Below are 26,710 nucleotides of genomic sequence, written 5' to 3'. Positions count from 1 at the left end.
ACCCCGTGCGGTCAGGTACCTCGCGAGTTGGAAGTAGGTCGAGATTGCGATGAGCACTCGATGAGTACGCGATGAGTACGCCCATGAAGTAGCGACGGTCCGGCGTAACCCGGACCTAAAAGGAGCGAAGTGGCTAAGGTCCGGGTATACGAACTCGCCAAGGAGTTCGGGGTGGAGAGCAAGGTCGTCATGGCCAAGCTCCAAGAACTCGGTGAATTCGTCCGTTCGGCGTCCTCGACGATCGAGGCGCCCGTTGTACGCAAGCTGACCGACGCATTGCAGGGACCCGGCGGAGGCGCCGGCAAGACCGCTGCAAAGCCCGGCGCGCCCCGCAAGGCTGCGCCCGCCAAGCCCGCTGCGCCGTCCCCGGCTGCCGCGGCACGTCCTGCTGCCCCGAAGCCCGGCGCCCCGGCCCCCAAGCCGGCCGCCGCAGAGGCTCCGGCTGTCAGCGCCCCGGTGACCCCGGCCGCTCCCGGCCCGCGTCCCGGTCCCAAGGCTCCGGCCCCGAAGCCCGCTCCGGCGGCTCCGGCCCCGGTCGCGGCCGAGTTCCAGGCCCCGCCGTCGGCTCCGGCCGCCCCGGCGGCCCGTCCCGCCGCGACCCCGGGCCCGCGCCCGGCGGCGCAGCGTCCGGCGGCCCCCGGCCAGCCCGGTGCCCGTCCCGGCGGCGCCCGTCCCGCGGGTGCGACCCCCGGTGGCCAGGCTCCCCGTCAGGGTGGCGCCCAGGCTCCGCGTCCGGGCGGTGCCCGTCCGGCCGGCCCGCGTCCCGGCAACAACCCCTTCACCTCCGGTGGCTCCACCGGCATGGCGCGCCCGCAGGCCCCCCGGCCGCAGGGTGCCCCGCGTCCCGGTGCCCCCGGCGCCGGCCAGGGTGGCCCGCGTCCGCAGGGCGCCGGCCAGGGTGGTCCCCGTCCGCAGGGTCCCGGCCAGGGCGGCCCCCGGCCTTCGCCGGCCGGTATGCCCCGTCCGCAGGGCGGCGCCCCGCGTCCGGGCGGTGCTCCCGGTGGTAACCGTCCGAACCCGGGCATGATGCCGCAGCGTCCCGCTGCCGGCCCGCGTCCGGGCCCCGGCGGCGGCGGCGGTCGCGGTCCCGGCGGCCCCGGCGGTCGTCCCGGTGGCGGCGGCGGTGCCGGTCGTCCCGGCGGCGGCGGCTTCGCCGGCCGTCCGGCCGGTCCGGGCTCGCGTCCGGCCGGTGGCGGCGGCTTCGGCGGCCCGCGTCCCGGTGGTGGCGGCGGCTTCGGCGGCGGCCCCGGCGGCGGTGGCGGCGGCGGTCGTCCCGGCTTCGGCGGTCGTCCCGGCGGCCCCGGTGGCCGTGGTGGCACGCAGGGTGCCTTCGGCCGCCCCGGCGGTCCGGCCCGTCGTGGCCGCAAGTCGAAGCGGCAGCGGCGCCAGGAGTACGAGGCCATGCAGGCCCCGTCCGTGGGCGGCGTGATGCTGCCTCGCGGCAACGGCGAAGCCATTCGCCTGTCGCGCGGTGCGTCCCTCACCGACTTCGCGGAGAAGATCAACGCCAACCCGGCGTCGCTCGTCGCGGTCATGATGAACCTCGGCGAGATGGTCACGGCCACGCAGTCCGTCTCCGACGAGACGCTGCAGCTCCTCGGCGACGAGATGAACTACCAGGTTCAGATCGTCAGCCCCGAGGAGGAGGACCGTGAGCTGCTCGAGTCCTTCGACATCGAGTTCGGCGAGGACGAGGGCGGCGAGGAGTTCCTCGTGGCGCGTCCGCCGGTCGTGACCGTCATGGGTCACGTCGACCACGGAAAGACCCGACTCCTCGACGCGATCCGCAAGACCAATGTGGTCGCGGGCGAGGCCGGCGGCATCACCCAGCACATCGGTGCCTACCAGGTCTCCACCCAGGTCAACGACGAAGACCGCAAGATCACCTTCATCGACACCCCGGGTCACGAGGCGTTCACCGCCATGCGTGCCCGTGGTGCCAAGTCCACCGACATCGCGATCCTGGTGGTCGCGGCCAACGACGGCGTCATGCCGCAGACGATCGAGGCGCTCAACCACGCCAAGGCTGCGGATGTCCCGATCGTCGTCGCGGTCAACAAGATCGACGTCGAGGGCGCGGACCCGGTCAAGGTGCGCGGTCAGCTGACCGAGTACGGCCTGGTGGCCGAGGAGTACGGCGGCGACACCATGTTCGTCGACATCTCCGCCAAGCAGGGTCTGCACATCGACTCCCTGCTGGAGGCCGTGGTTCTCACCGCCGACGCCTCGCTCGACCTGCGGGCCAACCCGGAGCAGGACGCGCAGGGTATCGCCATCGAGTCGCACCTCGACCGCGGTCGCGGTGCCGTCTCCACCGTCCTGGTCCAGCGCGGTACCCTCCGCATCGGTGACACGATGGTGGTCGGCGACGCGTACGGCCGAGTCCGCGCGATGCTCGACGACAAGGGCAACAACGTCGAGGAAGCGGGTCCGTCGACCCCCGTCCTGGTCCTGGGTCTCACCAACGTCCCCGGCGCCGGCGACAACTTCCTGGTCGTCGACGAGGACCGGACGGCCCGCCAGATCGCCGAGAAGCGGGCGGCGCGCGAGCGCAACGCCAACTTCGCCAAGCGCGTCCGCCGGGTGTCCCTCGAGGACCTCGACAAGGTGCTCAAGGCCGGTCAGATCCAGGAACTCAACCTCATCATCAAGGGCGACGCGTCCGGTGCGGTCGAGGCTCTCGAGTCCTCGCTGCTCCAGCTCGACGTCGGTGAAGAGGTCGACATCCGGGTCCTGCACCGCGGTGTGGGTGCGGTCACCGAGTCCGACATCGACCTGGCGATGGGCTCCGACGCCATCGTCATCGGCTACAACGTCCGTGCGGCCGGCCGTGCCGCGCAGATGGCGGAGCGCGAGGGCGTCGACGTCCGGTACTACTCGGTGATCTACCAGGCCATCGAGGAGATCGAGGCGGCTCTGAAGGGCCTCCTCAAGCCGGAGTACGAAGAGGTCGAGCTCGGCACGGCGGAGATCCGCGAGGTCTTCCGCTCGTCCAAGCTGGGCAACATCGCCGGTGTCCTGGTCCGGTCGGGCGAGGTCAAGCGCAACACCAAGGCGCGCCTGCTCCGCGACGGCAAGGTCGTCGCAGAGAACCTCACCATCTCCGGTCTGCGCCGCTTCAAGGACGACGTCACCGAGATCCGCGAAGGCTTCGAGGGCGGTATCAACCTCGGAAACTTCAACGACATCAAGATCGACGACGTCATCGCGACCTACGAGATGCGCGAGAAGCCGCGCGCCTAGCGGTTGCCCGTGCACCTGGCGACCGGGGCCGGTCGGCGGAGAAATTTCCGTCGATCGGCCCCGGCCGTTGCGTGTACGGTTCTGGTGTCCCTGCCACCCGACTGGCTGGCAGGTCACCGAACCCGAACCGGCGGGACATCCGGAACTGCATGTACGTGGGGACTCTGTCCTTCGACCTGCTCCTCGGCGACGTTCATTCGCTGAAGGAGAAACGCTCCGTCGTCCGGCCCATCGTCGCCGAGCTCCAGCGCAAGTTCTCTGTGAGCGCGGCCGAGGTGGGCGACCAGGACCTCCACCGCAGGGCCCGTCTGGGGGTCGCGCTGGTGTCCGGGGACCCGGGGTTCGTATCGGACGTACTCGACCGCTGTGAGCGGCTGGTCGCGGCACGTCCGGAGGTGGAACTGCTGTCGGTGCGACGGCGGCTCCACGGTGATGAAGACTGATTGCAAGACGAAGAAGGAGACGGACCAGTGGCCGACAACGCGCGGGCGAAGAAGCTGGCGGACCTCATCCGGGAGGTGGTCGCCCAGAAGCTGCAGCGCGGTATCAAGGACCCGCGCCTCGGAACGCACGTGACGATCACCGACACCCGGGTCACCGGTGACCTGCGGGAGGCCACGGTCTTCTACACGGTGTACGGCGACGACGAGGAGCGGGAGGCCGCGGCCAAGGGCCTGGAAAGCGCCAAGGGCATTCTGCGCTCGGCGGTGGGCCAGGCCGCGGGCATCAAGTTCACGCCCACCCTCACCTTCGTGGCGGACGCCCTGCCGGAGACCGCGAAGACCATCGAGGACCTCCTCGACCAGGCGCGCGCCTCCGACGCCCAGGTGCGGCAGGCCTCCTCGGGTGCCGCGTACGCCGGCGAAGCCGACCCGTACAAGAAGCCCGGCGAGGACGACGCAGCCGAATGAGCAAGCACGCAACCCCGACGCCGGACGGCCTTGTCATCGTCGACAAGCCGTCCGGCTTCACTTCGCACGACGTGGTCGCCAAGATGCGCGGGATCGCCAAGACCCGCCGGGTCGGCCACGCCGGCACCCTCGACCCGATGGCCACGGGCGTACTCGTTCTCGGCGTCGAGAAGGCGACCAAGCTGCTCGGCCACCTCGCGCTGACCGAGAAGGAGTACCTCGGCACGATCCGGCTCGGCCAGAACACGCTGACCGACGACGCCGAGGGCGAGATCAGCTCCGCCACGGACGCCTCCGGGGTCACCCGTGACGCGGTGGACGCGGGCATCCGCAAGCTGACCGGCGAGATCATGCAGGTCCCGTCCAAGGTCAGCGCCATCAAGATCAACGGTGTCCGGTCCTACAAGCGCGCCCGCGAGGGCGAGGAGTTCGAGATCCCGGCCCGCCCGGTCACCATCTCGTCCTTCCAGGTGTACGACATGCGCGAGGCGACCGCCGAGGACGGCACCCCGGTGATCGACCTGGTCGTCTCGGTGGTCTGCTCCAGCGGTACCTACATCCGGGCGCTGGCCCGCGACCTCGGCGCCGACCTGGGCGTCGGCGGCCACCTGACCGCGCTGCGGCGCACCCGGGTGGGCCCGTACAAGCTCGACCGGGCCCGCACCCTGGACCAGCTCCAGGAAGAGCTGACGGTGATGCCGATCGCCGAGGCGGCAGCCGCCGCGTTCCCCCGCTGGGACCTGGACGCGCGCCGTGCCTCGCTGCTGGGCAACGGGGTGCGGCTGGAGATGCCGGACGAGTACGAGGCGGGGAAGCCGGTCGCCGTGTTCGGCCCCGAAGGCCGGCTGCTGGGCCTGGTGGAGCCCAAGGGCGGCAAGTCGAAGTCCCTGGCGGTCTTCGTCTAGCTCCGAGCCCTTCTTCTGCTGCTGCGGCCGGCCCGGCACTACCGGGCCGGCCGCAGCCGCGCTTCAGCGGCAGAGCTCGTCGAGGTCCTCCTCGAAGGAGGGGAACTCGGCGCGCGCCGTCAGCACGATCTCCCGCGCGGCCCGGCGCGGAGTGACCGCATGCCGGGCGGCGATCTCGGCGAGGACCGGATCGGGAAGCGGCTCGCGGTCCGGATGGAGGGCCGCCTCCCGCGGCCCGAAGCCATCGGCCAGCACCCACAGCAGGTCGGACAGGTTCGCGGCCACCAGGCCCGACTCGCCCTCCGACCCCATGAACACCACCGGCTGCTCGGCGAGCGGCCGGCCCGGCCGGGCCATCCACAGGGCGGCGAGCCCGCCGGAGCCGTCCTGGCCGGCGCCGCCGTCCAGCTCGTGGTTCGCGGTCCACGCACGCACCCACTGCGTGGTCTCCTCGGCGGGTTCGAACTCGGCGTACGGCATGAAGTCCACGCCCTCGCCCTCAACCTCGGCGCTGTCCCCGTACACGAACTCCACGGTGGCCACCTCGGCCAGGGCGGGTGGGAAGCGGCGGTCCTCGCCGGTCGTCTCGATCATGAGTGCAGGCTAGGCGGTGGCACTGACAGTGCCTGTGTTGACGTGGAGCGGTGAGCGCATCGGGCCCGACGCCGTCGGACTGCTGCTCACCGCTCCACGACCCCCCTCGGGTAGGTCTCTATCCATCCGGACCCTGTTATTCACCCGTCCGAGCAGGCGCTCGGAGTGAATGGAGGGAGCCTAAGGGGGCGCGTTCCGCTCACCTGCTTTTCCGGCTGATCTTCGTCGACCTACGGTCGTGTCATGGAGGTCACGGGGGAGCTCGTCAGGATCTGCGATTTCGCCGGGCGTCCGCGGGGCAGCGGCTTCGTGGCCGACGACCGGGGGACGGTGATCACCAGCCATGAGGCGGTGGCCGGCCTGGGCCCGGTGGTGCTGCACGGCGCGGGGGAGCGCAGCTGCCCGGCCGACGCGGCGGCGGTGACACTGCTGGCCTCGGCGGGGCTGGCGCTGGTCCGGACGGAGGGGCTCGGGGTGCGCCCGCTGCCGGTGGCGGCGGTGGAGCGGGTGCCGGCCGGGGCGTACGTACGGCTCAGCGCGCGGGGCTGGCGGCAGGCCAGGGTGCTGGGCGAGGCGGAGGTGACCTATACGGCGACCGACCGCTCGCACCGGATCGGCGGTGCGCTGGAGCTGGCCATCGGGACGGACGGGATGGACGCCCTGCGACTGGGCGGGGAGACCTGCGGGGGGCCGGTGCTGGACGCGGCCACCGGCGCGGTGCTCGCCGTCCTGGGCACCGCTCTGCACACGGAGCACCGCTCCGGAGGGTTTGCAGTGCCCTTGCGCGCGGCAGCCGCGGCCGACCCGGGCGGCCCGCTCGCCGCCCTGCTGGCCCGGAACGCGGCGACCGTGCCGGGCTACGGCGCGGACCTGAACCTGGCGGGAGCCCTCCAGCTGACCGGCACCACCCTGGGCACCGCCCTCGCGGAGGCGGCCGGGGCGGTCGAGCGCCGGGAGGCGGCCGAGGTGCTGGCCGCGTTCACCGAGAGCCCCGCACTCGTGCTCGCCCTGATCGGCGACCCCGGCACCGGCCGCACCACCGAACTCGCCGCCCTCGCCGCCCGCCGCGCCCTCGGCCCGCTCCCGTCGCCCACGATCTGGCTCCGCGGCGCCGACCTCGCGGCCACCGACACCTCCCTCGCGGACGCCCTCACCCGCGCCCTGACCGCCGCCACCCGCATCACCGCTGCCGCGGCCCCGGCTCCGATCCCGGCCCCGGCTCCGGCACCGGTCCCGGCCGCGACCCCGCGCCCCGACCCGGACCCGGTCGCCGCCGGGCCCGAGGAGGTCGCCGGGCTGGCGGCCGGGGCCGGGAGACCGCTGCTCGTGCTGCTCGACGCGCCCGAGGAGATGCCCGTCCGGCTCGCGCAGCGACTGGCCGAGTGGACCGCCGGCACCGCCCGCTGGCTGCGCGAGAACGCCGTCCGGATGGTCGTCGCGGGCCGCCCCGAGTACTGGGAGCGGGCCGGGGAGTTCTACCCGGACGGCGCGCTGTACGTCCCCGGCCGCCCGGCTCCGCGCCTCCCCGCGGCCTACCGGCTCGGCGAGTTCACCCCGGCCGAGGCCGAGGAGGCCCGGGCCCGCTACGGCATCCCCGCCGACGGAGTGCGCGAACCCGACGGCCGGCACCCGCTGACCCTGAGTCTGCTCGCCGGCATCCGCGCCGCCGAGGTCACCGACGGCCGCCCCGGCCGCAACGAGGTCTTCGACGCCCACCTCGACCTGATGTGCCTGCGCACGGCGGTCCGCATCGCCGCCGGCGGCGCGGACGGACCCGAGGTGCACGGGCCCGGCGTACGGCGGCTCGCCGCGCGCGTGGCCGGCCGGGTCCACGAGGCCGCACGGCGCTGCCTCGGCCCCGGCCAGGGCGAGCTGGACCGGGCCTCCTTCGAGGAGCTGTTCCCCTGGCGCACCGGCTGGGCCCCCGCCGTGCTCACCGAAGGCCTGCTGGTCCCGGCCGGAGCCGGCTACCGGTTTGCCCACGAGGAGTTCGCCGACTGGCTTCAGGCCGCCCACCTGGACGTCCCCACCGCCCTCGACACCTTGGTCCACCGCACCGCCCCGGCGGCCGGTCCGCCCGTACCCCGGCACCGGATCGGCCCGGTCCTGGAAGCCCTGCTCCTGCTGCCCCCGCCCGCCCTGACCCGCTGCCTCGGCACCCTGGTGGCCGCCCTGGACCGGCCGCCCGCCGAAGCACCCGACGACCGCGCCTGGTGGGCCGCCCGCCTGCTGCGCGAGGCACTGCTGCGCTCGCCCGACGCGCAGCCCTTCCGCCCGGTGCTCGACGCCCTCGCCGCCGCCCGCGGCGGCACCGCCGAGTTCGGCGGCTGGTTCTGGAACCGGCTCCGGCTGCCCGAACCCGACCGGCTGGAGCTGCTCCGCCGGATGCTGCCCGCCGACCACCGCTGCCTCGACGCCGTCGCCCGCCGCCTCCGGCACGATCCGCAGCGGGTCGTCCCGCTGCTCTGCGACTGGTTCCGCGACGAGCGCCGGCTGCACGGCCGGCCCGGCGCCACCGTGGCCACCGCCACCCAGGCCCTGCTCCACACCCACCGCCGGCTGGCCCCCGACGACCTCGTCGAGGCACTGGTCGGCGCCGCGCACCCACGTGCCGACGAACTGCTGACCGTCCTCGCCGAAGAGGAACCCCCGGCGCTCTGCCGGGCCGTGGACCGCTGGGCCCGGGACGAGCGGCCCGAACGCCGGGTCGCCGCCGCCGCGTACGGCCCGGTCGCCGCCGCACACCTGACCGGCACCGCACCGGGCCGGGCCCTGCTCCGGCACGCCGCGCTCGCCCTGCTGGACCGGCCCGGGGACCAGAGCCTGCACGGGGCCGCCCTCGGCATCCTGCTCCGGGACCCGGAGGCCCGTGAGGAGTACCTGCCGGCCGCCCTGGCCTGCCCGCAGGTGCCCGCCTCCGCGCTGATCGCCGCCGCCGAGGCACTGCCCGGCCGGACCGGCGAGATCTTCGACGCCCTCCGCGACCGCGCCGACGGCGAGGTGCTCCGCGCCCTGGCCGCACTGACCGCCCCCGGCCCGGCCGTCCGCGCCGCCCGCTTCGTACGGGAACACCTGGCCCGGCACCCCCAGGACGCCCCGCACGCCGCCGCCTTCGTCGACCGGCGCCTCGACCACGGCCCGGCCGCCGGGCCCCTGCTGCGCCCGCTCGCCGCCGAGCTGCTCCACGGGCCGCCGCCGGCCCGGGCCGCACTCGCCGCCGTGCTCGGCACCTTCGGAGCCGAGGCCTCCCGCCCGCTGCGCGGCGAACTGCTCGACGCACTCCTCGACACCGGAACCGAGTCCGAGCCCGCCGTGCTGTCCGCCCTGCTCGGCGCGGTGGCCGGGGACACCGTCGCCCGCGGGGAACAGCGCACCCGGGAGCTGGTGCGGCGCACCGGACGGCGGCTGCTCGGGGTGCCCGGGGGAGCGGCCGTGTTCGAGCGGCGGACCGTCGAGCTGGCCCGCGAGCACCCGCCCTTCGGCCGGCTGATCGAGCACTGGCTGCACGAGGAGCCGCGGGAGGCCGCCGCGCTGCTCGGCCCGAGCGCGCGGCGAATGGTCGAGACCCTGGCCGGAACCCGTCGGTCCACCACCATCCCCCGGCAGCGATGACATGGCCCCCGCCCTGGCCCCCGCCCTGGCTCCGATGCCGATGCGGGGCCCCGAGCGGCGGCATGGCAGTCTTAGACCTGCAATCTCAACTAACGCACTACACGGGTTCGGGCGAGGAGCGGTCACAGTGCAGCGCTGGCGTGGCTTGGAGGACATCCCCGAGGACTGGGGACGCAGCGTCGTCACCATCGGCTCCTACGACGGGGTGCACCGGGGCCATCAGCTGATCATCGGGCGGGCCGTGGCCTGGGCCCGGGAACTCGGCGTGCCGGCCGTCGTGGTCACCTTCGACCCCCACCCCAGCGAGGTGGTCCGCCCCGGCAGCCACCCCGCGATGCTGGCCCCGCACCACCGGCGGGCCGAGCTGATGGCCGAGCTGGGCGTCGACGCCCTGCTGATCCTGCCGTTCACGGCGGAGTTCTCCCAGCTGTCCCCGGCCGACTTCATCGTGAAGGTGCTCGTCGACAAGCTGCACGCGCGGGGCGTCATCGAGGGCCCCAACTTCCGGTTCGGCCACCGGGCCGCCGGCAACGTCGCGTTCCTGGCCGAACTGGGCGCCACGTACGACTACGAGGTCGAGGTCGTCGATCTGGTGGTGCGCGGTGAGGCCGGCGGCGGCGAGCCGTTCTCCTCCACCCTGGCGCGCCGGCTGGTCGCCGAGGGCGATGTGGAGGGCGCGGCCGAGATTCTTGGCCGGCCGCACCGGGTCGAGGGAGTGGTGGTGCGCGGCGCGCAGCGCGGGCGCGAGCTCGGCTACCCGACGGCGAACGTCGAAACGCTTCCGCACACCGCGATCCCGGCCGACGGCGTGTACGCGGGCTGGCTCACCGCGGACGGCGAGCGGATGCCGGCGGCGATCTCGGTGGGGACCAACCTCCAGTTCGACGCGACCGAGCGGACGGTGGAGGCGTACGCCATCGACCGGGTGGGCCTGGACCTGTACGGGATGCACGTGACCGTGGACTTCCTCGCCTATGTGCGGGGAATGGCCAGGTTCGAGTCCCTGGAGGGGCTGTTGGAGGCCATCGGCGACGATGTGAAGCGGGCGCGGGCGCTCACCGAGGCCTACGACGCCGCACGCTGAGCGCTGAGCGCGCAGAACGGGCGAGGGCCCGTACCGTCCTGGGGACGGTACGGGCCCTCGGCGTTCACTGACCGCCCTGCCGTGGGTCCTGCGGCGGCTGCTGCGGCCAGCCCTGACCGGGCTGCGGAGGCTGCGGCGGGCCGTACGGGGACTGCGGCGGCTGGGCCCCGGGGTGGCCCGGCTGGGGTCCGTAGGGCTGCTGCGGCTGCTGCGGGTAGGGCTGCTGGTACTGCGGAGGCGGGCCCTGCGGCTGCGGCTGCTGCGGGTACGGCTGCTGGCCGTGCGGCGGCGGGCCCTGCGGCTGCGGCTGCTGCGGGTACGGCTGCTGGCCCTGCGGGGCCGGGGCTCCCCAGTGGCCGCGCGACTGCTGCGCCCGTACGAAATCCTCGGCGACCAGCGCCGAGAGGTTGAAGTACGCCTCCCGGGTCTTCGGCCGCATCATGTCGAGGTCGACCTCGGCGCCGGCTGCGAGGTGCTCGTCGAAGGGCACCACGACCACACCGCGGCAACGGGTCTCGAAGTGCTGGACGATGTCCTCGACCTTGATGGTCTTGCCGGTCTCGCGGACCCCCGAGATCACGGTGAGGGAGCGGGAGACCAGGTCGGCATAGCCGTGCGCGGACAGCCAGTCGAGCGTGGTGCTCGCGCTGGACGCGCCGTCCACCGACGGGGTCGAGATGATGATCAGCTGATCGGCCAGGTCCAGGACCCCGCGCATGGCGGAGTAGAGGAGTCCGGTGCCGGAGTCGGTCAGGATGATCGGGTACTGGCGGCCGAGCGTCTCGATCGCACGCCGGTAGTCCTCGTCGTTGAACGTCGTGGACACTGCCGGGTCCACGTCATTGGCGATGATCTCCAGCCCGGACGGGGCCTGGGAGGTGAACCGCCGGATGTCCATGTACGAGTTCAGGTACGGGATGGCCTGGACGAGGTCGCGGATGGTGGCACCGGTCTCGCGGCGCACCCGGCGGCCGAGGGTGCCGGCGTCCGGGTTCGCGTCGATGGCGAGGATCTTGTCCTGGCGTTCGGTGGCGAGGGTGGCGCCGAGGGCGGTGGTCGTCGTGGTCTTTCCGACGCCGCCCTTCAGGCTGATGACGGCGATGCGGTAGCAGGACATCACCGGCGTGCGGATCAGATCCAGCTTGCGCTGCCGCTCCGCCTCGGCCGCCTTGCCGCCGAACTTGAAGAGGGAGGAGTTGCCGCCGCGGTTGCTCTTGGGCTTCTGCTTGTTGCGCAGCAGGCGGTCCGAGGAGAGCTCCACCGCGGCCGTGTAGCCGAGCGGGGCGCCGCCGGCGGGCGCGGCCTGGTAGCGCGGGTCCTGCGGGCCCGGGCCGCCGGGGCCGCCGGGTCCTGCGGGCGCGCCGGGGCCGCCCGGGCCGGCCGACTGCGGCCACTGGTTGCCCAGCCGGGGATCGCCCTGCGGCTGCCCCTGGACGGGCGTCTGCGGCTGGGGCTGCGGCTGCGCCCCCCAGGGGGCACCGGCCTGCGGAGCCGGCTGCGGAGGCTGCGGCGGGTTCGGTGCGTGCGGCGGGTTCGGCGCCACGGGCGGGAAGCCGTACCCGGCGTCCGGCTGCGGGGCCTGCGGGGCCTGCGGGGCCTGCGGCGCGGGCGGGAAGCCGTACCCCGCCTGGGGCTGCGGGACCGGCGGGACCGGCGGGAAGCCGTACCCGTCCGGGACGGCCGGAGGCGTGGGTCCGGCCGGGGCCTCCTCGGCCGCGGAGGGGGTGAACGCGGGCGGCAGCGGCGGGAGTTCCGCCTGCGGGGCGGGCGCGCCCCACGGCTGCGCGGGCTCGTCCGGAACGGCGTCCCGGGGCTCGGCGTCGGCGGTACCGGCCTCCGCGCCCGCCTCGGCGGCCCCGCTCCCCGGAAGGGATGACTTCGCAAGGGCCGACGCCCCGTCACCCTGCTCAGCCACCGGGGCGGCCGGAACCGCCGTGCCGCTCGGCGGGGTGGCCGAGTACCCCGGCACATCGGCGGGCTCGGCCGGCGCCACCGGGTACGGCGTACCCCCGGCCGGCGCCTCGGGCGCCGCGAGGTACGGCGCACTGTCAACCGGGCTCCCGGGTGCGGGCGTCACCGGGTACGGCGTACCGCCCACCGGCGCCTCGGGCACCGGCACCGGCAGCGGCGGGACGGCGTCGGCCGGAGCCGGCGGGACAGCCGGAGCCGGCACATCGGCCGGCGGGGTGGCCGGGGGAAGGGGCATCGCCGGGGCGGGCACCGCCGACGCCACGGGCGTCACCGGCGCCGCCGGGGCAACGGGCGCGGCCGGGGCAAGTGGCGCCGCCGGGGCAACCGGCGTCGCCGGGCGGGCCGGCGGGGCGAGCCGGGTGGTCGAAGGCGAGTCCACGTCGTCCACGCGGTGCGGCTCGAAGCCGCTGCCCGCCGGCAGGTCCGGTACCGCCGGCGTCGGCGCGTTCTGCGTGTACCAGGCCGGCGGCGTGTAGTCGATGGTGAACTCGCCCGTGAGCTCGGGCTCCGCGTCGGACTGATCGTCCGTCGGGACGTCCCACGTCCCGTCGCGGCTCTCGTTCCGATCGCCGTTCACTTCTTCCTCCTGGTCTGGTCGAGCACAGGTGCCCGGCGTCGCGTCGGCGCCGCGCCCACGGTCAGCCTAATGGGCGTCGGGCGTCAGCCGACGGCCTCAGTCGATCCGCCGGGCCGGGCCCAGCAGTCCGGCCTCGGCCTCGGTGCCCTGGGTCATCACGAACTGCCGGTCCCGGGCCGTGCACCACAGGGTGACCCCGTCCCCCAGCGTGGGCAGTGAATCCACCGCCGGCCGGGGCAGGTTCATCAGCCGGCCGATCTGCTCCGCCTCGTCGGGGGAGACCCGCTGTACACCCACCAGCGAAGCGTTCTGGAGCAGCCGCGGGGCCGTCGGGCTGAGGTACGGCAGCAGGGTGAGCACCGACTGCCAGGGGCCCGCCACCACGCGCCCGCGCGGTGGCCGCATCCCGCAGTCCCGGATCACCAGCACCGGGCTGCCGGCCGACGCACCCTGCGGGGGCACCCGGCCCACCTCGTGCAGGGTCACGCACTGCTGCCCGCCGCCGGCCGCCTGGGCCAGCGCCGACCACACCTGGGCCCGACCGGTCTCCACGGCCACCCGCGCCCCGGTCGCCGCCGCCCGCAGCCCCAGCACCTGCGCCGTCCACAGGCCCCCGATCAGGGTGACCTCGTACGGCATCGGGCGGTTGATCCCGAGCACCGCCGGGCGGCCTTCGGAGTCGACCCCGATCACCACCCCGTCGTCCCCGACCGGCAGGGACAGCCCGTCCAGTTCCGCGGCCGGAACCGCATGGCGCTCCCGCCGCGGCCCGACCAGTCCGTACCCCACGCGTCCCGCGCTCATCGTGCACCTCCCAGCGGCAGCGAAGCCAGCACACCCGGAACCTGCTCCCGGTCCAGCCGGACCAGGCCGGTCCGGATTCCGCGGGCGGTCCGCTCCAGTTCCCTGCGCGCCGTCACCAGTTCCTCGTCACTGCGCCCGGTGACCCGGACGTGCCCGGTGACCGTGACCCCGTGCCGGTCGGCCGGCGCCAGTGTCAGGCTGAAGTTGGTGGCCAGCGCGGGCAGTGAGGTCAGCAGCGCCACGAACTGGGTCAGCGGGGCCGCGGCTCCGCCGAGCTGCGGCCAGCGGCCTATCCAGTAGGTGGTGTGCCGCCGGTCGTCGCACCGCCAGGTCCGCGAGGTCTCCTCGGTCCGCCGCCCATTGCTCGCGGACCGGCCGGCCTGGGTGATGGCCATCGGGTTCGCACAGGAGGACGTCGCCAGGGCCGAGGTCAGTTCCTGCTCGGTCAGCACCGTCGCCCGGAAGCCGGCGCCGGCCAGCCGGCTCGCCAGCTGGTCCGCCACCCGCACCACACAGCGCTGCGCGCCGGTCATCCCGCCGCCGCGCGCCGCCACGGCCTCCGGGCACAGCTCCGGGTCCAGCTTCAGGGCGATCCAGGTCAGCCGTACCGCCGGAGTTCCGGTCTGGGCCTGCAGGGGAGCGTAGTTGCGGGCGGCCATGGCCTGGGCCGGCAGATGCGGGGCGGGGGCCGGCTGGGTGTGCAGCACGAGCTGCGCCGACTCCAGCCGGATGCCGTCCACCTCGAGGACGTCACGGACCAGGCCGAGCGGCAGCGGCCGGGCGGCCCGGTCCGGGCGCAGCGCGGTGGCGTCCGTGTCGACCTGGACCACCACGGTCAGGAAGGTGCCGTCGCCGATCAGTCCGACCGGGCGCCGGTCGCGGTCGCTGAAGGTGTACGTCCGGAGGGCCGGTTCGGCCTCCACCACCGGGGCCAGCCCCGGTTCGGTACCGGCCGGCACGGAGAAGGCGGCGGCCCGGCGGCGCCGGGCGCGCAGCGCGAGCGCGGTCCCGATCCACTCGGGCAGCGAGCGCTGGTGCCGGCGGACCACGGCGAGGACCAGCAGGACGGCCGCCAGCGCACCGGCGGGCACCAGCAGCATCGGTTCGATCACCCAGGCCACCAGCAGCAGGGCTGCCGCCGCCTGGAGGAGAACCAGCTGTTGCAAACGGAACGGTCCGAACCGCCCCGGGCTCGACTTCGGATGCGGCGTCACTCCGCCGCGCGCCGGCGCGGCAGCGGCGGCCCGCTGTTCCGTCGCGATGGCCATCTCCCGGACACCTCCCCTTCCACGGTCCAGACCCGTGTCCACCGGTGCGGTGCGGCCGGTGCCGGCACCTCCACGGAATCTCCCCAATTCCTCCCCGACGGGCCCCGACTGCCCCGATGGGGAAGGCCTGGAGCCCCGGCGGGCGGCGGCCTCACCCTACCCGCCCCCTGCGGACCCTCCGTCAACAGGCATAGTAGGTGGCCGGTCAGACAATTCGAGGCCCGGGGACCGTACCCACCGACCGGGCCGGGCGGGGAGAAGCAGACGGTCATGGCATCACGACGTGATGAGCTCAACGCGTACACCTTTGCGAAGCGGCGTACGGTGGCCGCCTTCCTCCAGCCGTCCGCCACGGGCACGGAAGAGGGCGCTCCGCGACCGCTGCGCGCGGTGGTGCCCGGACTGGTCGTCGGCGCCCTGATCCTCGCGGGTTTCGGCGCCTGGGGGCTGCTCGACCCCAAGGCCCCCAAGGGCTGGGACGCTCCCGGCACCAAGGTGATCGTCGGCAAGGACTCGACGACCCGTTACGTCGTGCTGAAGACCGGCGACCAGGTCCGGCTGCACCCGGTGCTCAATCTGGCATCCGCCCGGCTGCTCCTGGACCCGGGCAAGTTCGCCGTGATCCAGGTCGACGACAAGACCCTGGACGGCGGCACCCCGCCGCGCGGCCCGATCATCGGCATCCCCTACGCGCCGGACCGGCTGCCCTCCGCCAAGGACGCGGGCGCGGCCAAGCGGTGGGCCGTCTGCCAGCAGCCGGGCGGCAACGGCAAGGGCGTGCAGACCGCCGCCTTCGTCCTCGCCGACCGGGAGGCGGGCCTGATGGACGACAAGCGCCGGCTCACCGACGGCCAGGTGCTGTACGTCCAGGTCAAGGCGCCCAACCCGGACGGCACCGAGACCACCAGCCGCTATCTGGTCGATGCGACCGGGACCAAGTACAAGTTCCCGGAGAAGACCTCCGACGCGGCCACCCTCACCACCGCCCTGGTCGGCAGCGGCAGCCCGCAGCAGGTCACCCAGCAGTGGCTGGACACCCTCAACACCGGTGAGGACCTGGCCTTCCCGAAGCTGGACAGCGGCAAGGCCGGCGACGACGCCCAGGTGCCCGGGCTGGCCACGGAGGACAACAAGGTCGGCATGGTGCTGCTGGCCCAGACCGGCTCCGGCCCCCAGCACTACGTGGTCCAGGCCGGCAAGGTCTCCCGGGTCTCCGCCTTCACCGCCTGGCTGCTCATCAACGCACCCGACACCGAGCGGCTCAACATGAACGGCCAGCCGAAGGAGGTCGACCTCCAGTCGCTCCGGCCGGACGGCAGCCAGTTCTACGAGAAGAAGCGCTGGCCCAAGTCCCGGGCCGGCCAGGTCAACGGCAACACCGGGGCGGCGGCGAGCACCGGGCAGGGCGGCAGCACCCGCAACACCGTCTGCAACGTGCTGCGTTCGGTGGACGGCCAGGGCCGGACCACCATGAGCACCTGGGCCGGCAGCGGCTTCCCGGTGGACATCACCGCCAGCGGCACGAGCTCCTACGTCACGCCCGGCTCGGGCCTGCTCTACACCCAGTTCCAGGGCAAGCAGGCCAAGGGCGGGGGTGCCCTGTTCCTGGTGACCGACACCGGCCTGCGGTACGCCGTCCAGGCCAACGGGGACAGCGACGCGGAGCAGTCGGAGATCGGGGCCTCCCCGCAGCCCGGCGCCGCGGGGGAGGGGAAGCAGGACGGCCCGCCGGAGGCCAGTCAGGCCCAGGCCCGGCTCGGCTACAAGGACGTACAGCCGACGCTGGTGCCCATCGTATGGTCGGAGTTCCTGTCGAAGGGGCCCCGGCTGGACACCAATGCCGCCCGCCAGCCGCAGGGTTCGTGAGATGCCGATGACGTACCCGTCCCGCCGGGCGCCGCTGCCGGCCGTCGCCCTGGCACTGGCCGCCACCCTCGGCACCACCGCCGCCACCGCAGCGGCGGCCCCGGCCCCTGCTCCCAGCCCTGTACCCGTATCCCGGTTCGGGCTCGACGGCGCCGGCGAGTGCTCCTTCCCGATGAAGAAGCAGATCGCCGGCCGCCCCTGGGCCCTGCAACGGCTGCTCCTCGACGAACTGTGGGCCGGCGGCAAGGGCAAGGGCGTCCGGGTCGCGGTCGTCGACACCGGTGTGGACCGGGCCAATCCGCAGCTCAGCGGTGCCCTCGACACCGGCGCGGGCAAGGACTTCATCGACCCCAAGGGCGACGGGACCACCGACACCGTGGGCCACGGCACCAAGGTCGCCGGGCTCATCGCGGCCCGCCCGCAGGACGGCACCGGCTTTGTGGGCCTTGCCCCGGAGGCCACCGTGATACCGATCCGGCAGAACGACGGACAGGGCAAGGGCAACGCCGAGAGCCTGGCCAAGGCCATCGAGCACGCGGTGTCCAAGGGTGCCCACATCATCAACATCTCCCAGGACACCGATGCCCCGCTGACCGAGTCCTCCCTGCTGGGACAGGCGGTCAAGAAGGCGGTCGACGCCAAGGTGCTGATCGTGGCCTCGGCCGGCAACGACGGCCTCAACGGCCGCAAGCGCAAGACCTATCCGGCCGCCTTCCCCGACGTGCTCGCGGTCGCGTCCTCCGACCGCAACAACGAACGGGCCGCGTTCTCCCAGCCGGGCAGTTTCATCGCGGTCGCCGCGCCCGGCGTCGACATGGTGTCCACGGTCCCGGGGTTCGGCCAGTGCGTGGACAACGGCACCAGTTTCTCCGCCCCTTACGTGGCCGGGGTGGCGGCCCTGCTGAAGGCCGAGCACCCGGACTGGACCCCGCGGGAAATCATCTGGCAGATCCAGCAGACCGCGGAACGGTCCGTCAAGGGCCGTGACGACTACGTGGGTTGGGGAGTGGTCGATCCGGTCCGCGCGGTCACCCAGGACCACGACCGGCCCAAGGAGCCGGTCCCGGATCCGGGTCCGCCGCCCGCCGCGGCACCCGAGGCGGCAGTGATGCCGATGACGGAGACCCCGCAGCAGCGCCAGGAGCGGCTCGGCACCTACGCCCTCGGCATCGCCGGCGTGCTGATCGCCGTAATCGCCGGAACTGCGACGGTCATCCGGGATGCCCGGAACCGGCGACGCCGTTTGCAGTGAAGCGTCACAGTTCACCCACAGTCCGGTGCCGTCGGTGTTGGGCCGGGTGGATGAACTGACTAGAGTGACAACAGCCTTCACGACTGTGATCGGGGGACTGACGTAACCAGCTACGCCGGTCGGGTCAGTGAATTAAGAAGTGAGGAGCTTCGGATGAGTAACCCTGCAGGCGGTTTCGGACTCGCAGACGATCCGATCGTCCAGGCGAAGAACAAGATCAACCAGACCGCCAACGCCGTGACGAACCAGTCGCGCGAACTGGCCGACATCCTGGCGACCGTGAGCGCGGGCTGGACCGGTTCCGGTGCCTCCGGCTTCGTCCAGGCCCAGACGATGGTGAACGAGGACCACGACGCGATCCGCCGGCTGCTCGGCGTGCTGCACAACGCCGTGGCCGAGACCAAGAACCTGAGCAACGCCCAGGACGACGACGTCCGTGCGGCCTTCAACGCCGTCAAGTCGAACGCCAACTCGTCGGGTCTGAACGGGATCTGACGCGTCACCGCGTCCACACCACGTCCGCCCAGCGATTGAGGAGAAGAACATGTCTGGTGCCGATGGCCAGATGAAGGTCCGGTACGAGAGCGTCCAGGAGATGGCGAACCGCCTCCGCGTCGTTTCCAAGAAGATCGTTGACGACCTCGCCGAGATGGACTCGGCGCTGAAGGTCGTCACCGACACCTGGGACGGCGAGGCGCACGCCCAGTACATCCAGCTCCAGGCCAAGTACAAGGGCCGCGCCGAGCACATGCGCGACACCCTGGAGCAGGTCGCCAAGATCATCGAGCAGGGCAAGGGCGACTACCGCGCGACGGACGTCAAGGCCTCGCGCATGTTCACCGAGGCCTTCTGAGCCCGGTAGCGATGCATGAACGAAGGGGCGCGCCCACCGGGCGCGCCCCTTCGCTTTGCTGTCTGTCTGTCCGTCAGTCGTCGGCCGGCGGCGGCCGGTCGATGTCGAACTCCCCGTCCCGGGCGCCGAGTACGAAGGCCTCCCACTCGGCCGCCGTGTAGCGCAGCACGGTCTCCCGGTCCAGCGAGGACCGCATGGCCACCCCGCCGCCCGGCAGCTTCGCGATCTCCACGCGCTCCTCGTCGGGGCTGGTCCCGGGCGGGCCCTCCCACTCGACCCGGCTGATGTCGAGTGCGTAGAGCTCGTCCTTCTCCGCTTGCGTGCCCATGGGCGGCCTTTCCCTCGGTGGTGCGGCGCTCGCGCGCTGTGTGGGGCCGATTATTCCGTCTCCCGGGCGGCTGTCAGGCGCAGTTCAGGGTCTTCACCGTCTCCGCCATGTAGGTGCGCATGAATGCGTCGATGGCGGGCCGCAGATCGGACTTCATCGGATCGGCACGCTTGGCGAAGACCCTGAGGGTGAAGTGGTCACCGGCCGGCGTCTTGCACGCCGTGGTGGCGATCGCACCCTCGTTGCCCAGTACGGAATCCTGGAACCCCATGTCGACGCGCTTCGGGTCGGTCAGCCGGTAGATCGTGGCGCTCTCCGTGGCGGTGCGGAGCAGGTCCCCCGCAGAACCCTTGTGCCAGGCGAAGCGGAAGTCCAGGGCTCGCTCCCTGGCCACGTAGACATCGCACGGCGCCGTCTGAGGCTTGGCCCGCTCCACTCTGTTGACCTCGGTGACCTTCCCGAGAGGTTCGAGGAGCGGCCGGGACAGCCCGGAATCGACCGGGGTGCCGCACAGCGCTTCCGGGACCGCCCCGTCGGCCTCCGAGCCGCAGCCGCTGAGCAGGAGGACCGCGACGGCACTCGTGACGGCCAGCCTCAGGGACTTACTCATACGCTCAGCCACCTACGCTCTTGGCCCGGTTGGCTCCAGCCAGGGCGGCCTCGTCCATCTGATCCTGGTAGTTGAATAGGCTGGCGTCCTTGTCGTGGAGCTTCATCCACTCTTCGGTCAGTGCCATCAGCTGTCCGTTCCGATTCTTGTACGACTCGTAGGACTTGTCCGAGTGCTCCTGGTCGAGCTTCTTCTGCTCGTCCACCATCCACTTCTCGACCACGTAGTCGAAACCGGACTGCACCTCTCCGCTCACCACCGGGATATAGCCGATGGCCGTGTCGAACATCCACTTCTGATCGAAGGCGGCGGTTTCGGCGGGACCCACCGCCGCAGTGCGCGCCTCCTCCAGGAAGCCGACCGTGCGGCCGGCCCGGAGCAGGGAGTCCGACGGGTGCTCCTGGCCGGCTGCGTGGATGTCCGAGACCATCGCCTGGTTGATGCCGTAGTTCAGCGCCCCGTAGGAGTCCTGGTCCTTGGAGACCTGCTTGATGACCTCGTACAGGTCGTTCTGCTCGACCGGCAGGGACCTCATGTCCACGCTGCTCGTCACCTGGTGCACCGTGTCGCCGTGGTTGACCAGGATGTTGGCCATCGGCTCCCGCAGGGATTTGGGGAATTCGTCCCCCGCCTCCCCGAACCGGCCGATGATGTTGTTGAAGACCGCCACGTTGTCGGGCGAGTGCTTGACGAACTTCGGGTTCTCGGACGAGGGGTCGATACCGGTCGCACCCGCCTGGAGCGCCGCCGCGAAGCCCTTGCGCTCATCCCCGTCGAGCGAGGCGGAGTAGTGGGTGGAGTTGCCGTGCTCGTGCGCCTCCAGCACCACCTCCCAGTTGCGGTCCAGGAGGTGCTTCATCCGGTCCTCGTCCTTGAGGTAGGACGCGGACGCCTCCGGGTCGCGGCTCATCACACCGAGCAGCCCGTCCATCGGGTCATTGGCGAACCAGCCGGTGTCCTTGCCGCTGTAGGCGTCCCCCTTCATGACCCAGATGTCCTCCCGGCCCTTCTCCGCCTTCATGATGTCGTCGCCCATGTCGTGCAGGAACTGCTTCGAGTAGTCCCCGCCGCCCTGGCTCATCAGCGTGACCAGCGACTGGTAGCCGTAGGCCTTCTCCAGCCGCAGGTCCGTGAAGGAGGTGTTGCGGCGCTCCAGGCCCTCCTTCTGCATCTCGGCCCGGAACTTTTTGTACGTCTCCGACTTCGGGTCCTGTGTCGCCGAGGCGAGCGTGGCTCCCAGGCCCTTCTGCAGGTCCGTGAAATCGGATTTGTTCGCCGGGTTCTTGACGTGGATCTGGTCGTTGAGCCGGTTCGTCAGCTCGATCGTGCCCTTCGCACCCAGCCCGTTGATGAACACCTGGCTGAACTCGGGCTTGCCCGAGTTGTCGCGGAAGGACCGCTGGAGCTCCGCCATCTCGGCCGCCGGGATCTTCTCGCCGCCCGCCAGGCGGGTCGCGATGTCCTCCGCGTTCCGCGCCTCGTACACCTCGACGTCGCCCTGCGCCTCGCCGTTGAAGCCGGTGCCGAGGGTGACGTCGTTCTTCTGGCCGTAGCCGTCCGCGCAGGCCGCCTCCAGCGCGATCTTCACGCCCTGGTCGGCGTCGTCGATGGCCTTGACCGCGCTGTCTATGTGCTGCGACCAGGAATTCTCGACATTCTTCAGGTCCGGGTCGTGCCGGGCGGCATTGGCCGTGCCCGCATCCGCCTTGGAGAAGTCGAAGGTGCACCGGCCCTGCTCGGACACCCTCATGCCCGCCTTCACCGCGTCGTCGCGGGCGGACTCGACCTTCTTCTTCAGGTCGGTGAACTGCTCGTGGGCGTCCCGCAGCAGGCCGGCGATCGCCTTCGCCTGGACCTGCGCGGCGGAGTACTCGTACCGGGTGCCGGCGAAGTTGGTGTGGGCCGCGCCCGCGCTCACACCCGTCCAGGTCTGGCCGCCCATGGTGATCTTCTGGACGGTGTCCCGGTAGCGCTCCTCGACCTTCTTGAACTCTCCGGCCATGGATTCCCATTTGGCCGCGGCGGCGGTCAGCTGCCCGAAATCGGTCGTCATGACCTCGTGGTACGTCAACATGGTTCCGCCCGCCGCCTAGATCCCGTTCAGTTTCGAGCCGGGGGACGGCTTCAGGATGCCGAAGTTGTCACCCGTGGAGATGTCGTTGCGCAGGAACAGGTTCGAGGTCCCGCGCAGCGCGGTCTTCTCCGAGGCCAGCCGGCCCATCAGCCCGGTCACCTGCCGGTCCCAGGTCTCCTGCACCTTCTTCAGCCCGGCGGCCGTGCTCCAGCCGTCCAGGGCCTTGACCGCGGAGTTCGACGACTCGTCGGCGTGGTCCCCGGCCTTCTTGGTGTTCGGCTCCAGCTCGGTCTCGATGGTGTTCGCCGCGGCCTTCTTCTCCGCGGGGGTCGAGGCGAGGTCCTGGTTTCCGCCGGGGACCAACGGGCCCGGTGGCGGCCCCGAGTTCAACCGCATCGCCGCCTGGTCTGCCGCGGTGGACCGCGCCTGACTCCAGTCCTGCTCGAACCCCATCTCGTACCTCTCCCCGTTGACCGTCTGCGTCAGCCGTCCGGCCGCGTCCCCTGTCCGGATCACGGCGGCCGAAACGTCTCTTCGACGCTACCAGGGCCGGGAGCGCCACCCGACGCCCCCGGCCCGCGGCCTACGCGCCGGGCAGCCGCCCCAGTTGGACCAGCGAGGTGCCCCGCTTGCGCGAGGCGAAGTAGCCCCGGCCCGGCGGCATCGGGCGCGGCCGGACACTGCCGATCAGGTCGCCCTCCGACGGGTCTCCGGACAGCACCACGCCCTGCGCACCCAGCTCCTTGACCCGCTGCATGAACGGCTCGTAGAGGGACCGCGAGGCACCCGCCGAGTTCCGCGCGATGATGAACCGGACGCCGGTGTCCCGGGCGAACGGCAGGTACTCCACCAGCGGGGCCAGCGGATTGCCCTGGCTGGTGGCCACCAGGTCGAAGTCGTCGACGATGATGAACACGTCCGGGCCGGTCCACCAGCTCCGGTCGCGCAGCTGCTGCGGGGTGACGTCGTCCGGCGGCTGCCGGCGTGCGAAGACCCCGGCCAGCGCCTCCATGTGCATCTGCATCGAGCTCGCCATCGGCGCGTACTCCAGCAGGTGCTCCTCCGGCAGTGCGCCCAGCAGGGTCCGCCGGTAGTCGCCGACCACCAGCCGCGCCTGGTCCGGGGTGTACCGCTCGGCGATCTGCTGCGCGATCAGCCGCAGCAGGTTCGTCTTGCCGGACTCGCTCTCGCCGAACACCAGGAAGAACGGGTCCGTCTCGAAGTCCACGAACACCGGTTCCAGATCGGTCTCGTCGATACCGATCGCGATCCCGCGGCCCGGGTACTCGCCGCCCTTGGGCAGCTGGTCGGCGTGCAGCAGCCGCGGCAGCAGCCGGACTCCGGGCGCGGCGGCCCCCGTCCAGTTCCCCTTCACCGCCGCCACGAACGCGGCCGTGCCCTCCGAGAGGTCGCCCGCCTCGTGCGAGCCGTCGATCCGCGGCAGCGCGCCCAGGAAGTGCAGCTTCTCCGCGACCTGGCCACGGCCGGGCATGCCCGGCGGCACGTTCGCGGCGACCTTGCGGTCGAACTCCGAGTCCATGACGTCGCCGAGCCGCAGTTCCAGCCGGTTGAGCATCTGGTCCTTGAGGGCGGCCCGTACCTCCATGTACCGGGCGGCCGTGATCACCACATGGATGCCGTAGCCGAGACCGCGGGCCGCGATGTCCGTGACCACCGACTCCAGGCCCTCGTACTCGCCCCGGAACCCGCCCCAGCCGTCCACCAGCAGGAACACATCGCCCCACGGCTCGCCGGGCAGCTCACCCGCCGCCCGCCGGCGCCGGTAGGTGGTGATGGAGTCGATGTTGTGCGCGCGGAAGAACTCCTCCCGGCGGTTCAGGATGCCCGCCACCTCCGCGACCGTACGCCGCACCCGCTCCGGGTCCAGCCGCGAGGCGATCCCGCCCACGTGCGGCAGGTCCTGCACCGCCGACAGACCGCCGCCGCCGAAGTCCAGACCGTAGAACTGCACCTCGCGCGGGGTGTGGGTGAGCGCGAACGACGCGATCAGGGTCCGCATCAGCGTCGACTTGCCCGACTGCGGGCCGCCCACCACCATCATGTGGCCGGCCGCCCCGGAGAAGTCCCGGTACAGCACCTCGCGCCGCTGCTCGAACGGCTTGTCGATCAGACCGAGCGGGACCACCAGCCCGCCGGGCCGGGTGTACCCCTCCGCGTGCAGACCACGCGCCTCGCTCGGCGCCAGCGCCGGCAGCAGCTGGTCCAGCGGCGGAGCCTGGTCCAGCGGCGGCAGCCACACCTGGTGCGCGGGCACCCCCTGCCCCTCCAGCCGGCCCACGATCACATCGAGCACCGTGTCCGCCAGCGCGTCGTCCTCCCGGGACGCCGCCGCAGCCGCCAGGTACGCCGGGTCCGGAGCCGCGTACACCACCGGCACCGGGGCCGCCGTGAACAGCACCGGCCGCCGCTCCACCGGGAACTGCCCGACCGACAGGTCCGGCCCGCCCGAGCGGTACACGCCCGAGACGTACGCCGCCTTGAACCGGGTCATCTCGTCCGTGCCGAACTTCAGATAGCCCGAACCCGGCACCGAGGGCAGGTGGTACGCGTCCGGCACGCCGATCGCGGTCCGCGACTCCGCCGCCGAGAACGTCCGCAGACCGATCCGGTACGACAGGTAGGTGTCCAGACCGCGCAGCTTGCCCTCCTCCAGGCGCTGCGAGGCCAGCAGCAGGTGCACGCCCAGCGACCGGCCGATCCGGCCGATCTGGATGAACATGTCGATGAAATCGGGCTTCGCCGTCAGCAGTTCGCTGAACTCGTCGATGACCAGCACCAGAGAGGCCAGCGGCTCCAGCGGGGCACCCGCCGCCCGCGCCTTCTCGTAGTCGTGGATGTTGGCGTAGTTGCCCGCCGAGCGCAGCAGCTCCTGCCGGCGCTGGAGCTCGCCCCGGATCGAGTCGCCCATCCGGTCGACCAGCGTCAGGTCGTCCGCCAGGTTGGTGATGACCGCCGCCACATGCGGCATCTGCCCCATGCCGGTGAAGGTCGCACCGCCCTTGAAGTCGGCGAGCACGAAGTTCAGCGTCTCCGAGGTGTGCGTGACCGCCAGGCCCAGCACCAGCGTCCGCAGCAGCTCCGACTTGCCCGAACCGGTCGCGCCCACGCACAGCCCGTGCGGGCCCATGCCCTCCTGCGCGGCCTCCTTCAGGTCCAGCATCACCGGACCGCCGTCCTCGCCCACCCCGATCGGCACCCGCAGCCGCTCGCCCGCCGACCGGGGCCGCCAGGTGCGAGCCACGTCGATCGAGGCCGCGTCGCCCAGGTTCAGCAGATCCGTGAAGTCCAGGTTGGCCAGCAGCGGTTCGTCCTCGTCGCCGCCGCCGGTACGCAGCGGCGCCAGCTGCCGGGCGAGCGCCTCGGCCGCCGGCAGCGACAGCACGTCCGGCGTGCCCTCGTACGCGATGCCCGCGCCCGACTCCAGCCGCAGCCGGCCCGGCCGCACCACGACCGACAGCCCGCCGCGCGGCTCGTCCAGCTCGCCCGCCACCACCTCGACGATGGTGACGCCCTGGAGGCCCTCGGCCGCCGCGAACGCCGACTCCGGCGGCACCAGGCCACCGCGCGAGTTCGCGTCCAGCACCAGCACGATATGCGGCTGGTCCAGCACCGGCGAAACGTCACGGCTGAACCGCGGACGTCCGTCCAGCCGGGACGCGAGCAGCCCCTCGACCTCCGCCAGATCATCGCCGAACAGCCGCTTCGTACCGGCCCCGTCGATGCCGTTGGCCTGCCCCGGCGCCTGCGCGTGCGGCAGCCACTTCACCCAGTCCCAGGCCGGCACCGCCCCCGGCGCCGCCACCACGGCCACCATCAGGTCCTCGGGGGAGTGCAGCGTCGCCAGCTGGGCCACCAGCGCCCGCGCCGTCCCGCGCGCCGACTCCGGCTCCCCGGACACCGTCACGTGGTAGAACGCCCGCATCGAGACCGCCACCGGCAGCCCGTCCAACGAGGAATGGATCTTCAGGAAGCGCTGCATCGCGCCCGCCGTCAACGGCTCCAGCTCATCCACCGGCGCCGTGTCCGGCGCCACCAGCGGCGTCGCCAGCCGCTGCGCACCCAGCCCCAGCCGGGCCTGCCCGAAGTCCGGATCGCCGACCCGCCGCTCCCACAGCCGCGAACCCTCCGCCACCACCGACCACAACTGCTCGGGGGCCGGGTGCAGATACAACTGCGCATCACGCTGCGCCCGCGCCGTCCGCCGCACCTGACGCCGGGTCTGCGCAAGGTACTTGAGGTAGTCCCGGCGGACGTCCGCCATTTGCCCCTGCGTACCCCGCCGGTACCGCACCACCTGGGCGATGACCATCGCCACCGTCGACACCAGCATCAGCACGCCCATGATCTTCATGAACGGCATTCCGGTGGGCATGAAGAAGAACACCACCGACGAACCCATGCCGAGCATCGGCAGGAGCTGCATCGCGATGCCCTCGTCCTGCCCCCGCGGCAGCTCCGGCGGAGCCTCCAGCCTCAGCTCGTCCGAAGGGACTTCGGGCGGCAGCGACCGGGGCGGGCGTTTGACGACGATCTGGCTCACCGGAGCATCAATCCCTCGAAAGCGGACGGGACGTCGATACCGGCGCCCCCAAGTCCCGGACCACGGAGGGGGTCTCCTCCGCGCGAGACGGTGATCCTACTTGCCGACAGTCACGCATACTCCCGGTAGGGTGTCGCGGGCACCGCCCGCGCACCATGCGCATCCGCGAATCAGTCCGCGATCAAGTCTGCCAACCA

The 26,710-nt window shown here is 72.5% G+C and carries 19 protein-coding genes; 10 read left to right on the top strand and 9 right to left on the bottom strand.

Annotated features, from left to right (window positions below; genetic code table 11):
- The first annotated feature begins 129 nt into the window (after positions 1–129).
- The 4 genes from infB (at position 130) to truB (ending at position 5,059) form a co-directional block, all read left to right on the top strand.
- A complete protein-coding gene (gene infB / locus DEJ50_RS09120; RefSeq protein WP_150207067.1) occupies positions 130–3,243 on the top strand; it encodes a translation initiation factor IF-2 in 3,114 nt (1,037 codons plus the stop codon).
- 149 nt (positions 3,244–3,392) lie between these two features.
- The gene (locus DEJ50_RS09115) at positions 3,393–3,686 is read left to right on the top strand and encodes a DUF503 domain-containing protein (protein WP_150207066.1); all 294 of its coding nucleotides are present in this window, start codon (positions 3,393–3,395) and stop codon (positions 3,684–3,686) included.
- 27 nt (positions 3,687–3,713) lie between these two features.
- Positions 3,714–4,154 carry a 30S ribosome-binding factor RbfA gene (rbfA, locus tag DEJ50_RS09110; protein WP_150207065.1) on the top strand — a complete coding sequence of 147 codons (441 nt, stop codon included), beginning with the start codon at positions 3,714–3,716 and terminating at the stop codon, positions 4,152–4,154.
- Positions 4,151–5,059, top strand: a complete 909-nt coding sequence (truB, locus tag DEJ50_RS09105; protein ID WP_150207064.1) for a tRNA pseudouridine(55) synthase TruB — start codon at positions 4,151–4,153, stop codon at positions 5,057–5,059. Before rbfA ends, truB begins: the two co-directional genes overlap by 4 nt.
- A 63-nt stretch (positions 5,060–5,122) precedes the next feature.
- Here truB and DEJ50_RS09100 read toward each other — a convergent pair whose 3' ends face one another.
- A complete protein-coding gene (locus tag DEJ50_RS09100) occupies positions 5,123–5,653 on the bottom strand; it encodes an SMI1/KNR4 family protein (RefSeq protein WP_150207063.1) in 531 nt (176 codons plus the stop codon).
- Positions 5,654–5,896: 243 nt separating this feature from the next.
- Between DEJ50_RS09100 and DEJ50_RS09095 the strand changes: the two genes are divergently transcribed.
- Both DEJ50_RS09095 and DEJ50_RS09090 read left to right on the top strand, forming a co-directional pair.
- Positions 5,897–9,265, top strand: coding sequence for a trypsin-like peptidase domain-containing protein (locus DEJ50_RS09095; protein WP_150207062.1), 3,369 nt, complete (start codon positions 5,897–5,899; stop codon positions 9,263–9,265).
- A 127-nt stretch (positions 9,266–9,392) separates the two neighbouring features.
- The gene (locus DEJ50_RS09090; protein WP_150207061.1) at positions 9,393–10,349 is read left to right on the top strand and encodes a bifunctional riboflavin kinase/FAD synthetase; all 957 of its coding nucleotides are present in this window, start codon (positions 9,393–9,395) and stop codon (positions 10,347–10,349) included.
- 64 nt (positions 10,350–10,413) lie between these two features.
- On the opposite strand, the gene DEJ50_RS09085 is transcribed toward DEJ50_RS09090, so the two are convergent.
- From DEJ50_RS09085 to eccE, 3 genes are all read right to left on the bottom strand, one after another.
- Positions 10,414–12,897 carry an SCO5717 family growth-regulating ATPase gene (locus DEJ50_RS09085; RefSeq protein ID WP_150207060.1) on the bottom strand — a complete coding sequence of 828 codons (2,484 nt, stop codon included), beginning with the start codon at positions 12,895–12,897 and terminating at the stop codon, positions 10,414–10,416.
- A gap of 96 nt (positions 12,898–12,993) precedes the next feature.
- Positions 12,994–13,701: a hypothetical protein gene (locus DEJ50_RS09080; RefSeq protein WP_150207059.1), complete on the bottom strand. Its 708-nt coding sequence runs from the start codon at positions 13,699–13,701 to the stop codon at positions 12,994–12,996.
- Entirely contained in the window at positions 13,698–14,969 is a 1,272-nt protein-coding gene (eccE, locus tag DEJ50_RS09075; protein WP_150207058.1) for a type VII secretion protein EccE, read from the bottom strand. Before eccE ends, DEJ50_RS09080 begins: the two co-directional genes overlap by 4 nt.
- A 270-nt stretch (positions 14,970–15,239) precedes the next feature.
- Here eccE and eccB point away from each other — a divergent pair, with 270 nt between their 5' ends.
- The 4 genes from eccB to DEJ50_RS09055 all read left to right on the top strand — a co-directional run bounded on the left by eccB (position 15,240) and on the right by DEJ50_RS09055 (position 18,940).
- The gene (gene eccB / locus DEJ50_RS09070) at positions 15,240–16,835 is read left to right on the top strand and encodes a type VII secretion protein EccB (protein ID WP_150207057.1); all 1,596 of its coding nucleotides are present in this window, start codon (positions 15,240–15,242) and stop codon (positions 16,833–16,835) included.
- 7 nt (positions 16,836–16,842) lie between these two features.
- Positions 16,843–18,087, top strand: coding sequence for a type VII secretion-associated serine protease mycosin (gene mycP, locus DEJ50_RS09065; protein WP_150212012.1), 1,245 nt, complete (start codon positions 16,843–16,845; stop codon positions 18,085–18,087).
- A 153-nt stretch (positions 18,088–18,240) separates the two neighbouring features.
- Positions 18,241–18,582, top strand: coding sequence for a WXG100 family type VII secretion target (locus DEJ50_RS09060; protein ID WP_150207056.1), 342 nt, complete (start codon positions 18,241–18,243; stop codon positions 18,580–18,582).
- Positions 18,583–18,631: 49 nt separating this feature from the next.
- Positions 18,632–18,940, top strand: a complete 309-nt coding sequence (locus DEJ50_RS09055; RefSeq protein WP_150207055.1) for a WXG100 family type VII secretion target — start codon at positions 18,632–18,634, stop codon at positions 18,938–18,940.
- Positions 18,941–19,013: 73 nt separating this feature from the next.
- Here the strand turns inward: DEJ50_RS09055 and DEJ50_RS09050 are convergent, their stop codons facing one another.
- The 5 genes from DEJ50_RS09050 to eccCa all read right to left on the bottom strand — a co-directional run bounded on the left by DEJ50_RS09050 (position 19,014) and on the right by eccCa (position 26,513).
- Positions 19,014–19,268: a DUF397 domain-containing protein gene (locus DEJ50_RS09050; protein ID WP_150207054.1), complete on the bottom strand. Its 255-nt coding sequence runs from the start codon at positions 19,266–19,268 to the stop codon at positions 19,014–19,016.
- 73 nt (positions 19,269–19,341) lie between these two features.
- Positions 19,342–19,878 carry a hypothetical protein gene (locus DEJ50_RS09045; RefSeq protein WP_150207053.1) on the bottom strand — a complete coding sequence of 179 codons (537 nt, stop codon included), beginning with the start codon at positions 19,876–19,878 and terminating at the stop codon, positions 19,342–19,344.
- A gap of 4 nt (positions 19,879–19,882) precedes the next feature.
- The gene (locus tag DEJ50_RS09040; RefSeq protein ID WP_150207052.1) at positions 19,883–21,931 is read right to left on the bottom strand and encodes a hypothetical protein; all 2,049 of its coding nucleotides are present in this window, start codon (positions 21,929–21,931) and stop codon (positions 19,883–19,885) included.
- A 36-nt stretch (positions 21,932–21,967) separates the two neighbouring features.
- A complete protein-coding gene (locus DEJ50_RS09035; protein ID WP_317852528.1) occupies positions 21,968–22,468 on the bottom strand; it encodes a hypothetical protein in 501 nt (166 codons plus the stop codon).
- A 67-nt stretch (positions 22,469–22,535) separates the two neighbouring features.
- Positions 22,536–26,513: a type VII secretion protein EccCa gene (eccCa, locus tag DEJ50_RS09030; RefSeq protein ID WP_150207051.1), complete on the bottom strand. Its 3,978-nt coding sequence runs from the start codon at positions 26,511–26,513 to the stop codon at positions 22,536–22,538.
- Between the last annotated feature and the right edge of the window lie 197 nt (positions 26,514–26,710).

It is taken from the genome of Streptomyces venezuelae (genome assembly GCF_008642295.1).
GTDB classification, from domain to species: Bacteria; Actinomycetota; Actinomycetes; order Streptomycetales; family Streptomycetaceae; genus Streptomyces; species Streptomyces venezuelae_C.
The sequence above is the reverse complement of the archived record's forward strand: the minus strand, read 5'-3'. Positions and strand labels throughout refer to the sequence as shown.